Genomic DNA, 12605 nt, shown 5'->3' on the forward strand with positions numbered 1-12605 from the left:
ACCCGACAAGGAGGATCATGAAGCCCGCCCCCTTCCGCTACCACCGGGCCCGCAGCGCCGAGGACGCCACCCGGCTGCTGAGCGAGCTCGGCGACGAGGCGAAGGTCATCGCCGGCGGCCAGAGTCTGGTCGCGATGATGAACTACCGGCTGGCCCGGCCGGCCCACCTGGTCGACATCGGCGGCCTGCGGACCCTCGACCATCTGCACACCGACGCCGACGGCGCGCTGCGCATCGGGGCGCTGACCACGCACCACACCGTGGAGACCGCGCCACCGGACGTGCTGGAACCGGGCTTCGGGGTGCTGCGCCGGGCCATGGGCTGGATCGGGCATCTGCCGATCCGGACCCGCGGCACGGTCGGCGGCAGCCTCGCGCACGCCGACGCCACCGCGGAATGGTGCCTGCTGGCCGTCGCGCTCGGCGCCGAGATCGTGGCGGAGGGGCCGCGCGGCAGCCGCCGGATCCGCGCCGAGGACTTCTTCTTCGGGTACTACACCTCCGCGCTGGACCCCGACGAACTCCTCGTCGAGATCGTCTTCCCGCGCCCGGCACCGCACGCCGCGCTCACCGAATTCGCCGAGCGCCGCGGTGACTTCGCGCTCGTGGCGGCCGCCGTCGACCTCGACGTGGCGGGCGGCGCGGTGCACGGCGGACGGGTGGCGCTGGGCGGGGTGGCCCCGGCGCCGGTACGGGTTCCCGAGGCGGAGGCCGTGCTGGCCGGCGGGGGCACATTCGCCGAGTGCGCGGCAGCGGCGGCCGAGGCGAGCGATCCGCCGGGCGACGCCGCCGGCGGCCCGGAGTACCGCCGTCATCTCATCCGTACGTTGGTCCGGCGCGCCTGTGAGGAGGCGATGGCCCTGTGACATCCGTATCGCAGACATCCGCATCGGAGGGCCGGCTGGTGGGCCGGTCGGTCGCCCGCCGCGAGGATCCGCGGCTGCTGACCGGGCGCGGCCGGTTCGTGGACGACATCGAGCTGCCGGGCATGCTGCACGCGCAGTTCGTCCGCAGCACGATCGCGCACGCCGAGGTGACGGGCGTCGACCTGAGCGCGGTGCGTCAAGTGCCGGGTGTGGTGGCGGCGTTCACCGCTGCGGACTTGGGCCTCGGGGACATCACCGCACGGCTGGACCGCCCGCTCACCGAGTTCGTGCCCACGGCCATGCCCGTCCTGGCCAAGGACCGCGTCCGGTACGTCGGCGAGCCGCTGGCGGTCGTGGTGGCCCGGGACGCGTACGCGGCCGAGGACGGCCTGGAGGCGGCCCGGGTGAGCTATGCGCCGCTGCCGCCGGTGACCTGCGAGGAGCAGGCGCTCGCGGACGGCGCGCCGCTGCTCCACGACGACGCGCCGCGCAACACCCTCGTCGACGTCTCGCTCTTCGCCACGGAGGGCATCGACGAGGTCTTCGCGCAGGCGGCGTGCGTGGTCCGGGTGGATTCCCGGACCGGACGGCAGAACGCGCTGCCGCTGGAGACCCGCGGCACGGTGGCGCACTGGGACGACCGCGAGGAACAGCTCGTACTGGAGACCTGTACACAGGTGCCGCACCAGGTGCGGACGGTGGCCGCGCGCTGCCTGGGCCTGGACGAGCGGGCAGTGCGGGTGCGAGTGCCGGACATGGGCGGCGGCTTCGGGCTGAAGTGCGTCGTGGGCCGGGAGGAGATCGCCGCGGCTGCCGCGGCGGTGCGGCTGCGCCGGCCGGTCAAGTGGATCGAGGACCGCAAGGACGCGCTGACCGCGTCGTTCCTCGCCCGCGAGCAGCACTACGACGTGCGGGCCGCGTTCGACGCCGAGGGGCATGTCCTGGGGCTGGACGCCGATGTGGTGTGCGACATGGGCGCCTACTCCTGCTATCCGTTCACCGCGGGCATCGAGCCGCTGATGGCGTCGGCGGAGATGCCCGGCGTGTACCGGGTACCCGCGTACCGGGTGCGCGGCCGTGCCGTGACCACCAACAAGGCGCCGACCGCGCCGTACCGGGGCGTGAGCCGGCCGCAGTACGTGATGGTCGTCGAGCGGCTCTTCGAGCGCGCGGCGCGCGAACTCGGCCTGGACCCGGTCGAGATCCGCCGCCGCAACGTCATCACCGACTTCCCGTACACGGGCGTCAACGGCATCACCTACGACCCGGGGTCCTACCGGGAGGCGCTGGACCTGTGCGAGCGGACCGTACGCGCTGAGGGCTGGTACGAGAAGCAGGCGGCGGCCGCCGCCGAGGGACGCCTGCTCGGCATCGGCTACTCCTGCTTCAGCGAGCGCACCGGCTACGGCTCCACCGCCTTCGCGCAGCGCAAGATGGAGGTGGTGCCCGGCTTCGACCTCGCCGAGGTGCGGATGGACACCAGCGGCGCGGTCACGGTCACCACCGGCACGGTGAGCCACGGCCAGAGCCATGAGACGACCATGGCGCAGATCGTCGCCGACGAGCTGGGCCTGGAGCTGGCGAAAGTGAAGCTGCACCAGGGCGACACCGACCGGGTCGTCTACGGCTGGGGCACCTTCGCCAGCCGGTCCATCGCGGTCGGCGGCAGCGCCGTCCGGCTGGCGGCGGCCGGGCTGGGCACCAAGCTCCGCCGGATCGCCGCGGCCCGCTGGGGCGTCGCCCCGGAGGACACGGAGTGCGGGACCGGAGGGGTGCGGCGCCGCGACGAGCCCGGCGTGTCGCTCCCGTACGAGCAGCTGGCGGAGATCGCGTACCTCAAGGCGCACCTGCTGCCGAAGGACGTCACGCCGGGGCTGTCGGCCACCGCCGCGTTCGACGTCTTCAACGACGGCACGTTCTCCAACGCCACCCACGCCTGCGTGGTGGAGCTGCACGAGGGCACCGGGCAGGTGGAGATCCTGCGGTACGTGTGCGTCGAGGACTGCGGCGTGGCGGTCAACCCGCAGGTGGTGGAGGGCCAGTGCCGGGGCGGTATCGCGCAGGGCATCGCGGGCGCGCTCTTCGAGCAGGTGACGTACGACGCGCAGGGCGAGCCGTCGGCGACCGGCTTCATGGACTACAAGGTGCCCACCGCGCACGAGATCCCGGACGTGGCGATCCACCACCTGGAGACGCCGTGCGCGTTCACCGGGACCGGCGCGAAGGGCGCCGGCGAGGGCGGCACGATCGGCGCGCCCGCCGCCGTGCTGAACGCCGTCAACGACGCCCTGCGCCCCACCGGCGTCGAACTGGACCACACGCCGATCACGCCGGCGGCGGTGCACGACGCACTGCGGCGGCAGCCGACCCTGGAGCGCGCCCGATGACCGACCCCGTCACCCAGCCCGTCACCGACCCGGCGGCCGGTCTGCAGCTGATGACGCTGCACGTCAACGGCGAGGAGCACGAGGTGCTCGCCGAGTCCCGCCGCACCCTCGTCGACGTGCTCCGGCACGACCTGCGGCTGACCGGCACCCACGTGGGGTGCGAGCACGGCATCTGCGGTGCCTGCACGGTGCTGGTCGACGACCGGCCGGTACGCGCCTGCCTGATGTTCGCGGCGCAGGCGGAGGGGGCCCGGATCCGTACGGTCGAGTCGCTGTCCGGCGGCGAGGGCGGGCGTGAACTCAGCGACCTGCAGCAGGCGTTCAGCGCGCACCACGGACTGCAGTGCGGGTTCTGCACGCCCGGCTTCCTGATGCTCGCCGAGGGGTTCCTCGCCGAGCGGCCGGAGGCGACGAAGGAGGAGATCCGCGAGGTGGTCGCGGCCAACCTGTGCCGGTGCACCGGCTACCAGACCATCGTCGAGGCCATCGACGGCTGCGCGGCGGCCCGCCGGCTCGCCGGGAAGGAGAACTGATGCTGCTGACCCACACGGTCCCCGTGAAGGCCCCGCCGGACCGGTTGTTCGCGCTGCTCAACGATGTCGAGCGGGTGGCGTCGTGCATGCCGGGCGCGGCGCTCGACGGGCAGGACGGCGATGCCTGGCAGGGCCGGGTGACGGTCCGGGTCGGCCCGGTGACGGCGGCGTACGCGGGGACCGTACGGTTCCTGGAGGCCGATGCCGGGGAGCGGCGGCTGCGGGTGCGGGCGCGCGGTGCCGACGCGCACGGCAGCGGTGACGCCGAGGCCGAGGTGACGCTGGTGGTGGCGGAGGCGCCGGAGGGCGCGCAGCTGCGGCTGGAGACCGACCTGGTGATCCGGGGGAAGATCGCGCAGTTCGGGAAGGGGGCGATCGGCGCGGTCTCGGACCGGATCCTCCAGCAGTTCGCGCGGAACCTGGGCAGCCTGCTGGACCAGCAGCGGGTGCCGGCGGCGGAACCGGCGGCGGGCCCGGCGGCGGCGACCGCACCGGCCGCTGCGACGGCCGCGACACCGGCCGCCCCCGAGCTCGACGGACTGTCGATGATCGCCGGTCCGGCACTGACGAAGTACGGCCCGGTGGCCGCCGCCTTCGCCTTCGGCCTGTTCGAGGGCTGGCTGCTCGGGCGCATGGCCGGGCTGCGCCGCGAGCTGAAGGCCGTGAGGCGGGCATGAGCGCGGGCCGGTACGGGGAGACCACCGACCGCACCTACGAGCGCGCCGGATTCGGCGCCCCCGTACGCCGCGGCAGCCGCCCTGCCGTCGTCGTGGTCGACCTCACCCGTGGCTTCACCGAGGACACCTTCCCGTCCGGAGCCGATCTGACGGACGTGGTCGGGGCGACGGGGCGGCTGATCGAAGCGGCGCGCCCGGCAGGGGTGCCGGTGGTGTTCACGGCCATCGCCTACACGCCCGCCGAGGCCGCCGGTGACTCCGTCACCTGGCTCCAGAAGGCGCAGGGCATGCGGACGCTGCGCGCGGGCGGCGAGGCGGTGGCCGTCGATCCCCGGCTGCCGCGCCGGCCCGAGGACCATCTGATCGTCAAGAAGGGCGCCTCGGCGTTCTTCGGCACCTCGCTCGCGGCGACGCTGACCGCGCTGGGCTGCGACACCGTCGTGGTGTGCGGCGCGACGACGAGCGGCTGCGTGCGGGCCACCGCGGTGGACGCGGTGCAGTCCGGCTTCCCGGTGCTCGTGCCGCGGGAGTGCGTGGGCGACCGCGCGCCCGGCCCGCACGAGGCGAACCTCTTCGACATCCAGGCGAAGTACGGCGATGTGATCGGCCTCGCGGACGCCCTCGCCTACCTCGACCGACTCCCCCGTACCTGAGGAGATCTGCCATGCCGACCGATCCCAGGTCGCTGCCCCAGTCGGCCCTCGCCGACCTCGCCGACGTCCCCGCCACCGGCCGGTGGGTGCGCTCCGGGTCCGCCCGGCTGCACGTCCTGGACTACGGCGGACCGGGCGTTCCGCTGGTGATGCTGCCCGGCATCACCAGCCCGGCCGTCACGATGGACTTCGTCGCCCGCGAACTGACGGACCGGGTAAGGCCGTTGGTGGTGGACGTGCGGGGCCGCGGGCTCTCGGACGGCGGCGGCCGGTACACGCTTGAGGAGTACGCCGAGGACACCGAGGCCGTGGTCGAGGGGCTGGGCCTGGAGCGGCCGCTGCTGTTCGGGCACTCGATGGGCGCGCGGATCGCGGCGGCCACCGCGGTGCGCGGCAAGGTGCCCCTCGGCGGTACGGTGCTCGCCGACCCGCCGATGAGCGGTCCGGGGCGCGGCCCGTACCCGACCACACTCGACACCTTCCTCGGCCAGCTCCGTCAGGCGCAGCACGGTACGGACGCCGACGAGGTGGCCGCCTCGTGGCCGCGCTGGCCGCGCCGGGAACAGGAGCTGCGGGCCCGCTGGCTGGCCAGTTGCGCGGAGGAGGCCGTCGTCGCCACGCACCGCGGGTTCGAGGCGGAGGACTTCTTCGACCGGTGGCCCGCGGTGCCCGGCCCGGTGGCTCTGCTGTACGGCGCGGACAGCCCGGTGGTCACGGCGGCCGGCGCGGCCGAGGCGCGGCGGCTGCTGCCCTCGGCAGCCTTCGCGGTGGTCCCGGACGCCGGCCACATGATCTTCTGGGACAACCCCGCCGCCGGGCTCGCCGCGCTGCGCGACGCACTGCGCCCGATGGCGGGGTGACCGCACCGCCGGGGCATCGGCCGATCCGGGCGTGTCGCGCCGTGATTGAGTGGCCCCATGGCTGACCAGAGGGCTGACACCACCCCTTCCGCAGAGTCCGTACCGGCGATCCCCGTGGCCCTGACGGCCGCGCCGGGCTATCAGGTGCGGCGGCTCTACCAGGCGTACCTCGCGGTGTGGGTGCGCGCCGTCGATGCCACGCTGACCGGGCCGCAGTTCGCGGTGCTGACCGCCGTGGACGCGGCTCCCGGACACGACCAGCGGTCGATGGCCTCGGCAGTGGCGCTGGACACCTCCACGATGGCGGACGTGGCCCGGCGCCTGGAGAACCGCGGGCTGCTCGTCCGCCGCACCGCGGCCGACGACGGCCGCCGCAAGCTGCTGTACCTCACCGAGGAGGGCGAGCGCACCCTCCGCGCCGCGCACGACCGCGCCCGTGCGCTGGACGAACGGCTGCTCGCGCCGTACGACGCCGGGCAGCGCGCGGACCTGATGGACCTGCTGACCTCCATGGCCGACCACTGGGAGGGCCTGGCCGAGGAGTCCTGACCCGCACCCGTACCGCCGCCGGCGCGGGTGTCCGTACCTCTCCGAAGGAGCACCCGTGACGGATCTGTACCGCGGTACGAGCGACCGCCCCGGCAGCCCGGCCGACCACCACATCGGCATGATCGTGCCCAGCTCCAACCTGACGATGGAGACCGAGGTGCCGCGCATGCTGCGGGCCCGGGAGCGGGAGCGGCCCGAGGACCGCTTCGTCTTCCACAGCAGCCGGATGCGCATGCGGCACGTCACGCCCGAGGAGCTGCGTGGCATGAACGCGCAGACCGAGCGGGCCGCGCTGGAGCTGGCCGATGCCCGCCCCGACGTGGTGGCCACCGCCTGTCTGGTGGCGATCATGGCGCAGGGGCCCGGCCACCACTGCACGGCCGAGGCCGAGATCACCGAGGCGCTGCGCGGTCAGGGCGCGCAGGCTCCGGTGGTCTCCAGCGCCGGCGCGCTGCTCGACGGCATCGCGGCGCTGGGCGCCCGCCGGGTCGCGGTCCTCACGCCGTACATGAAGGACCTCACCCGGCTGGTCGTCGAGTACATCGAGGACGCGGGCGTGGAGGTGGTGGACGCGCTGAGCCTGGAGGTGCCCGACAACCTCGCGGTGGCCCGGCTGGACCCGGAGGACCTGCGCGAGCACTGGCGGAAGCTGGACCTCGTGCGCGCCGACGCGCTGGTCCTCTCGGCCTGTGTGCAGATGCCGTCGCTGGCGGCGGTCCAGCCGGTGGAGGACGCGGCCGGGCTGCCGGTGCTCTCGGCGGCCACCGCCACCACGTACCGCATCCTCAAGGAACTCGGCCTGGATCCCGTCGTACCGGGCGCGGGGCGGCTCCTCGCCGGCGGCTGACCGCTACGCCGTACTGGTGCGCCGCTGCCACCAGTGGCGGCGCCGGGGGTGGACGGCGCGGCCCAGCCGGCGGCCGAGCAGGACGTAACCGAGCAGTGCGCCCGTGGTGTTGAGGATGACGTCGTCGATGTCGAAGGCGCGCCCGGTGACCAGGGCGCCCTGCACCAGCTCGACCAGCAGCATCACGGCCGCGGTCACCAGCACCACCCGCACCGGGCCGCGGGTTTTCGGCGCCACCACCGGCAGTAGCAGCCCGAAGGGCACACCGAGCACGATGTTCCCGCCGAGTTGCTTGACGGTGTCGACGAAAGCGGGCTGCGTGAGGTAGTCGCGGAGCGAGTCGCCGGGCCGCAGGTTGGTGTGGGTGAGGGCTTCGGAGGCGGCCGACGGCTGGAGGGTCAGCCGGGCGAGCACGGCGCCGAACGCCACCATGACGGCGAACGCCACCACCATCACCAGCACCCTGACGGGCGGCGGGAGCGATGCCCCGCCGCCCGCGGTGGGGCCGCGGCTCTTCTTCCCGGCGGCGCCGGAGCGCCGGAGTGTCAGCCTGGTGGCGCCCTTGCGCCGGGATGACCGCGCCATGAAGACCCCTCGCCTCAGGTGGACCTGCCGGAGTTGGTCTGTTCCGACGGTGCGGTTACCCCTGTGGCGGCAGTGCATGCGCGTCCTAGCGGGACGCGGGTTCCTCCTCCGGGGCCCCGGACGCCTCGGCCGGGGCTTCGGCAGCGGTCTCGGCCGGGACGTCGGCGACAGCCTCGGCCGGGGCTTCGGCGGGGCCGGCCGCCGGCTTGCGGGAGGTGATGCCGAAGAGCGGCAGGAGCCCGGTCCGGGCGCGGTTGACCACGGGCGCTGCCCAGCGCGCGGTGAGCGGCCCGAGGATGACCATGATCAGGACGTAGGCGGTGGCGATGGGGCCGATCCGCGGCTCGACGGCCGTGGTGAGCCCGGCGATGACGATGGAGAACTCCCCGCGTGCCACCAGCGCGCCGCCGGCCCGCAGCCGCCCGTTGGGCCCGATGCCGGCCCGGCGGGCCGCGTACCAGCCGGTCAGGATCTTGGTCACGGTGGTGACGACGGCGAGCAGCAGCGCCGGGAGCAGGACCGGCGGGATGGCCGTGGGGTCCGTGGACAGCCCGAAGAAGACGAAGAAGACGGCGGCGAAGAGGTCGCGCAGCGGCATGAGGAGCTTGCGCGCGCCCTCCGCGACCTCACCGGACAGCGCGATGCCGACGAGGAACGCGCCGACCGCGGCGGAGACCTGGAGTTCCTGGGCGATGCCCGCGACGAGCACGGTCAGCCCGAGGACGACCAGAAGCAGCATCTCCGGGTTGTCGGAGGAGACCCAGCGGCTGATCAGGCGGCCGTGCCGGAGCGCGAGGTAGAGGACGAGGCCGACGGCGCCGAGGGCGATGAGGAGCGTGACGCTGCCGCCGGCGAGGCCGACGCCGGCCAGCAGGGCGGTGAGCAGCGGCAGGTAGACCGCCATGGAGAGGTCTTCGAGGACCAGGACGCCGAGGATGACGGGGGTCTCGCGGTTGCCGAGCCGGTTGAGGTCGGTGAGGACCTTGGCGATGACGCCGGAGGAGGAGATCCAGGTGACGCCGGCCAGCGCGACGGCGGCGACCGGGCCCCAGCCGAGCACCAGGGCGGCAATGGCGCCCGGTACGGCGTTCAGCAGGAAGTCGACGGCGCCGGAGGGGTATTGCGTCTTCAGGCTCGTGACGAGTTCGGAGGCGCTGTATTCGAGGCCGAGCAGGAGCAGCAGCAGGATGACGCCGATCTCGGCGCCGACGGCCACGAACTCCTCGCTGGCGTTGAGGGGCAGCAGCCCGCCGTGCCCGAAAGCCAGCCCGGCGAGGAGGTAGAGGGGTATGGGCGAGAGTCCGACCCGGCCGGCGAACCGGCCGAGGAGACCGAGGGCGAGGATGACGGCGCCGAACTCCACGAGCAGTGCGGTGGTCTCGTGCATGTCAGCCTCCGGCGATGATCGCGGCGAGGGCGTCGACGCCCTCACGGGTGCCGACCGCGACGAGGGTGTCGCCGATGGCGAATCGGAAATCGGGGCCCGGCGACGGGTGGGCGCTGGTGCGGCGCAGCACCGCGACGATGGACGCGCCGGTCCGGGTGCGGGCCTGGGTGTCACCGAGCAGCCGGCCGCCGTACGGGGACCGGCTGCCGATCGGGATGTGCTCGGTGACCAGGTCGATGCCGTCGGTACGGACGGCGTCCAGCGGGGCCGGGTCTATCAGGTGGGCGAGCGCCGTCGCCTCGTCCCGTTCCAGTGGTACCGATGAGCGGCAGGTATCGGGGTCGTCGGCTTCGTAGAAGCCGAGGAAGCGGCGTCCGTCGTGGTGTACCACCACGGAGAGGCGCTGTCCGGCATGCGTGGTGAAGTCGTAGCGCGTACCGACGCCCGGCAGCGAAGTGCGTCGCGTCCCCATCGTGTCCTCCCCGGACATCGCGCCGGGGTGCGCCGGTGGCGCGGACCGCACGCGATCTCCTTTACCTGGCCATTACGTTTTACCCCATCATTACAGATGCTTGACGAGTACACGTGGCCGGGCGGGGACGCGGTTCAGCCGACGGGCATGTGCCAGGGCTCCTCCGGCAGTGGGCTGCCCGTCTCGACAAGCGACTTGAGGTTGGACAGCACCGCGGCCCAGCCGCCGGCCGCCGCCTCGCGCTCCGCCTCGTCGGCCAGGTTCTCGTGGGTCACGGTGAGCCGGACGATCCCGCCGTACGGCTCGATGCCGAAGGTGACCTTGGACGGGCCGCCGGCCGGCTCCTCGCCCGGCGCGGCCCAGGTGGTGACCAGCCGCCGCGGCGGGGTGCTCTCGACGACCATCCCGACGACGTCGGCGATGCCGGAGCCGTCCGTTCGCCGGTGCTCCCAGGAGGAGCCGGTCCGCCAGTCGGAGACATTGCTGTGGCCCCAGTACGCGGCCGTCAGCTCGGGGTCGGTCAGCGCGTGCCAGACCTTCTCCGGCGGGCCCTCGATGTAGGTGACGTAGACAACGGTCGGACTGTCGTTCATGGCGTCCTCGGCTCGTCGGTGCGGGACAGCGGGCGCCCGCGGGTACGGGCGCCCGCTCACCACCCGACGTTGTGCGGGCCGCGCCCGCCCGTCAATCGGGACGCGCCGGCTCAGCGCCGAACGGGCGACACGGGCCGCCCGGCGGCATCCGGTGGCTCAGGCCTCGGCCGCGATCCAGGCGATGTGCCAGCCGTTCTTGGCGGCGTACTCCGGGTCGATCGCCTGCCGGTCCACCCGGCGCACGTAGATGCGGAAGCCCGCCGGAGTGGCGGCGTAGACGGTATTGCCACCGGTGGTCATCCACATACGGTCGTCACCGGTGAGGGCCGCGATGTATGCGGGGGTACTGGTGAATTCCCCTTCCGAGGTGTCGACGTCGATGTACACGCCGTCGCCGTTCCGGTCGGGATAGGCGACCCACCCCTCGCCGGGCTTGGTCCTGCCGGAAACGAGCTTGCCGTTTTTCATCTCGGCTCCCGTCACGTCATGTACAGCTCACGCGGCGCCTTCGGCCGCTGTTCCGAGTCTGCGTGCATTGCCGGTCCACGCAAGGCTCTTCCAGGGAGAATGGCCGGATGCCAAAGCCGCGGTACCGGGCTTCCCCGGAATGGCCGGAATCAGCGTTGACCGGCACGTTCCCGGTGGCAGGGGTTGACAGCGGACGGCCGCCTCAAGACTGTGGTTATCAGCCTCTGGCGGCCCCGAATCGGTTCACCGGCGCATGGGGAGACCGCGATCCGGGCCTCGCGGCGGTCCATTCCGCAAGACGGCACACACCTCGGCGGAAATGACCTCGACTTCGGGTAGTACGGCCTGCCCGGTACATGCGCCGACTGAATCCCTTTCCCCGAATTGATGTCCGTACGGGCATCATCCGGAAACGGTCGGAGGTGTCCGTGCATTCTTCCTCACCGCCTTCTCCGGATTACGACTTCCGCCCGCCCGACGACTGGTCCGATTTCACCGGAGTGGTGAGTCTGGCCTACGGCGGGTACGACCATTCACCGGAACACCGCGCGGCCGTCGCCGAGCTGCTGGAGCCCAAGCGCTCGCTGCTCGCCCGCGCCGCCGGCCGGACCTGCGCCACGCTGGCCGGCTACTCCCTGGACATGACCCTGCCCGGCACCGGCCCGCGCCCGGTGCTCGGCCTCGGCTACATCGCCGTCTCCCCCGCGCACCGGCGGCGCGGCCTGATGCGCGAGCTGATCAGGCGGACCCTCACCGACCTGCACACCACACGGGCCGAGCCGGTCGCGGTCCTCAACTCCAGCGAGCCGGGCATCTACGGCCGCTTCGGCTTCGGCGCGGCGAGCCGGGCCGTCTCGCTCACGATCCCGGTCGAGGCCAGGGAACTCGCCGACGTCCCGGCGGGCGACGGTCCCCCGCTGACCCTGGAGGTCGCCTCCCCGGTCGAGAGCGAGGCCGCAATCGCGGCGGTGTGCCGCGCCTGCGTCGCCGACCGCCCCGGAACGCTGCACCGGGAGGGCGCCTGGCTGCGCCGCTCCCTCGCCGATCCGCCCGCCGACCGCGGCGGCGCCGGACGCCTGCTGTGCATGCTGGCCACCGACGGCACGGCCGTACGCGGCTACACCCTCTACCGGCTCACCGCCGGCTGGACCCGCTCCTTCCCGCGGTTCACCGTCACCGTCCGGGAACTGTGCGCGGCCGACCCGGCCGCCCACGCCTTCCTGTGGCGGTCGCTGCTGGACGTCGACCTCGGCGGCACCGTCGTCGCCGAGGCGCGCCCGGTCGACGACCCGGTCCTGGCCCTGCTCACCGACTCGCGCAGCGCCGCGCCGACCGTGCGCGACCAGCTGTACGCCCGGGTGGTCGACGTGGACCGCGCGCTGGCCGCCCGCGGCTACGCCGCCGAGGCCGAGCTGGTGCTGGAGGTGAGCGACCCGCTCTGCCCGTGGAACGAGGGGCGGTGGCGGCTCATCACGGGCCCCGCCGGGGCCGACTGCGTCCGCACCCGCGCAGCCGCCGATCTGGTGCTCACGGCACGGGAGCTGGGCGCCGTACTGCTGGGCGACGGCTCGTTCGTGCAACTGGCGCTGGCCGGCCGGGTGACGGAGCTGCGCCCCGACGCGGTCCGCGCCGCCACGGCCGCCTTCCGCCACGACCCGGCGCCGTTCTGCCCCATCGTCTTCTGACCCCCGGCCGCACCTCCCGCCACCACCCGCCGACCCCTAACGG

At 73.6% G+C, this 12605-nt stretch carries 14 protein-coding genes; 9 read left to right on the plus strand and 5 right to left on the minus strand.

What is annotated here, in order from left to right; all coding sequences use genetic code 11:
• Positions 1-17: 17 nt before the first annotated feature.
• The 8 genes from ACIGQF_RS01200 to ACIGQF_RS01235 all read left to right on the plus strand — a co-directional run bounded on the left by ACIGQF_RS01200 (position 18) and on the right by ACIGQF_RS01235 (position 7372).
• Positions 18-866, plus strand: coding sequence for an FAD binding domain-containing protein (locus tag ACIGQF_RS01200; protein WP_399703818.1), 849 nt, complete (start codon positions 18-20; stop codon positions 864-866).
• The gene (locus ACIGQF_RS01205) at positions 863-3253 is read left to right on the plus strand and encodes a xanthine dehydrogenase family protein molybdopterin-binding subunit (protein ID WP_399703820.1); all 2391 of its coding nucleotides are present in this window, start codon (positions 863-865) and stop codon (positions 3251-3253) included. Before ACIGQF_RS01200 ends, ACIGQF_RS01205 begins: the two co-directional genes overlap by 4 nt.
• Complete coding sequence (locus ACIGQF_RS01210) at positions 3250-3786, plus strand: (2Fe-2S)-binding protein (protein ID WP_399703823.1); 537 nt, start codon at positions 3250-3252, stop codon at positions 3784-3786. Before ACIGQF_RS01205 ends, ACIGQF_RS01210 begins: the two co-directional genes overlap by 4 nt.
• Positions 3786-4463 (plus strand): SRPBCC family protein, encoded by a 678-nt coding sequence (locus ACIGQF_RS01215; RefSeq protein WP_399703826.1) that lies wholly within the window; start codon positions 3786-3788, stop codon positions 4461-4463. Before ACIGQF_RS01210 ends, ACIGQF_RS01215 begins: the two co-directional genes overlap by 1 nt.
• Complete coding sequence (locus ACIGQF_RS01220) at positions 4460-5116, plus strand: isochorismatase family protein (RefSeq protein WP_399703828.1); 657 nt, start codon at positions 4460-4462, stop codon at positions 5114-5116. The genes ACIGQF_RS01215 and ACIGQF_RS01220 overlap by 4 nt, the downstream gene beginning before the upstream one ends.
• Before the next feature lie 11 nt (positions 5117-5127).
• Positions 5128-5976 carry an alpha/beta fold hydrolase gene (locus tag ACIGQF_RS01225; protein ID WP_399703831.1) on the plus strand — a complete coding sequence of 283 codons (849 nt, stop codon included), beginning with the start codon at positions 5128-5130 and terminating at the stop codon, positions 5974-5976.
• 57 nt (positions 5977-6033) lie between these two features.
• Positions 6034-6525 carry a MarR family winged helix-turn-helix transcriptional regulator gene (locus tag ACIGQF_RS01230; protein ID WP_399703834.1) on the plus strand — a complete coding sequence of 164 codons (492 nt, stop codon included), beginning with the start codon at positions 6034-6036 and terminating at the stop codon, positions 6523-6525.
• Between the two features lie 118 nt (positions 6526-6643).
• Positions 6644-7372 (plus strand): aspartate/glutamate racemase family protein, encoded by a 729-nt coding sequence (locus tag ACIGQF_RS01235; protein WP_399704744.1) that lies wholly within the window; start codon positions 6644-6646, stop codon positions 7370-7372.
• A 3-nt stretch (positions 7373-7375) separates the two neighbouring features.
• Here ACIGQF_RS01235 and ACIGQF_RS01240 read toward each other — a convergent pair whose 3' ends face one another.
• From ACIGQF_RS01240 to ACIGQF_RS01260, 5 genes are all read right to left on the minus strand, one after another.
• On the minus strand, positions 7376-7957 hold the full coding sequence (locus tag ACIGQF_RS01240) for a VanZ family protein (protein WP_399703836.1): 582 nt from the start codon (positions 7955-7957) through the stop codon (positions 7376-7378).
• An 85-nt stretch (positions 7958-8042) separates the two neighbouring features.
• The gene (locus ACIGQF_RS01245) at positions 8043-9344 is read right to left on the minus strand and encodes a cation:proton antiporter (protein WP_399703839.1); all 1302 of its coding nucleotides are present in this window, start codon (positions 9342-9344) and stop codon (positions 8043-8045) included.
• 1 nt (position 9345) lies between these two features.
• On the minus strand, positions 9346-9816 hold the full coding sequence (locus ACIGQF_RS01250) for a TrkA C-terminal domain-containing protein (protein WP_361561725.1): 471 nt from the start codon (positions 9814-9816) through the stop codon (positions 9346-9348).
• Between the two features lie 134 nt (positions 9817-9950).
• A complete protein-coding gene (locus ACIGQF_RS01255) occupies positions 9951-10409 on the minus strand; it encodes an SRPBCC family protein (protein ID WP_399703841.1) in 459 nt (152 codons plus the stop codon).
• A 156-nt stretch (positions 10410-10565) separates the two neighbouring features.
• A complete protein-coding gene (locus ACIGQF_RS01260) occupies positions 10566-10877 on the minus strand; it encodes a hypothetical protein (RefSeq protein ID WP_399703843.1) in 312 nt (103 codons plus the stop codon).
• A 428-nt stretch (positions 10878-11305) separates the two neighbouring features.
• Here ACIGQF_RS01260 and ACIGQF_RS01265 point away from each other — a divergent pair, with 428 nt between their 5' ends.
• Positions 11306-12562 carry a GNAT family N-acetyltransferase gene (locus ACIGQF_RS01265; RefSeq protein WP_399703844.1) on the plus strand — a complete coding sequence of 419 codons (1257 nt, stop codon included), beginning with the start codon at positions 11306-11308 and terminating at the stop codon, positions 12560-12562.
• Positions 12563-12605 lie beyond the last annotated feature (43 nt).

It is taken from the genome of Streptomyces sp. NPDC053560, assembly GCF_044544605.1.
GTDB lineage: Bacteria > Actinomycetota > Actinomycetes > Streptomycetales > Streptomycetaceae > Streptomyces.

Coding starts and splice junctions, on each gene's coding strand:
- ACIGQF_RS01235 (WP_399704744.1), top strand. CDS start 6,644: ATGATCGTGCCCAGCTCCAACCTGACGATGGAGACCGAGGTGCCGCGC.
- ACIGQF_RS01260 (WP_399703843.1), bottom strand. CDS start 10,877: ATGAAAAACGGCAAGCTCGTTTCCGGCAGGACCAAGCCCGGCGAGGGG.
- ACIGQF_RS01225 (WP_399703831.1), top strand. CDS start 5,128: ATGCCGACCGATCCCAGGTCGCTGCCCCAGTCGGCCCTCGCCGACCTC.
- ACIGQF_RS01200 (WP_399703818.1), top strand. CDS start 18: ATGAAGCCCGCCCCCTTCCGCTACCACCGGGCCCGCAGCGCCGAGGAC.
- ACIGQF_RS01250 (WP_361561725.1), bottom strand. CDS start 9,816: ATGGGGACGCGACGCACTTCGCTGCCGGGCGTCGGTACGCGCTACGAC.
- ACIGQF_RS01210 (WP_399703823.1), top strand. CDS start 3,250: ATGACCGACCCCGTCACCCAGCCCGTCACCGACCCGGCGGCCGGTCTG.
- ACIGQF_RS01240 (WP_399703836.1), bottom strand. CDS start 7,957: ATGGCGCGGTCATCCCGGCGCAAGGGCGCCACCAGGCTGACACTCCGG.
- ACIGQF_RS01255 (WP_399703841.1), bottom strand. CDS start 10,409: ATGAACGACAGTCCGACCGTTGTCTACGTCACCTACATCGAGGGCCCG.
- ACIGQF_RS01245 (WP_399703839.1), bottom strand. CDS start 9,344: ATGCACGAGACCACCGCACTGCTCGTGGAGTTCGGCGCCGTCATCCTC.
- ACIGQF_RS01220 (WP_399703828.1), top strand. CDS start 4,460: ATGAGCGCGGGCCGGTACGGGGAGACCACCGACCGCACCTACGAGCGC.
- ACIGQF_RS01215 (WP_399703826.1), top strand. CDS start 3,786: ATGCTGCTGACCCACACGGTCCCCGTGAAGGCCCCGCCGGACCGGTTG.
- ACIGQF_RS01230 (WP_399703834.1), top strand. CDS start 6,034: ATGGCTGACCAGAGGGCTGACACCACCCCTTCCGCAGAGTCCGTACCG.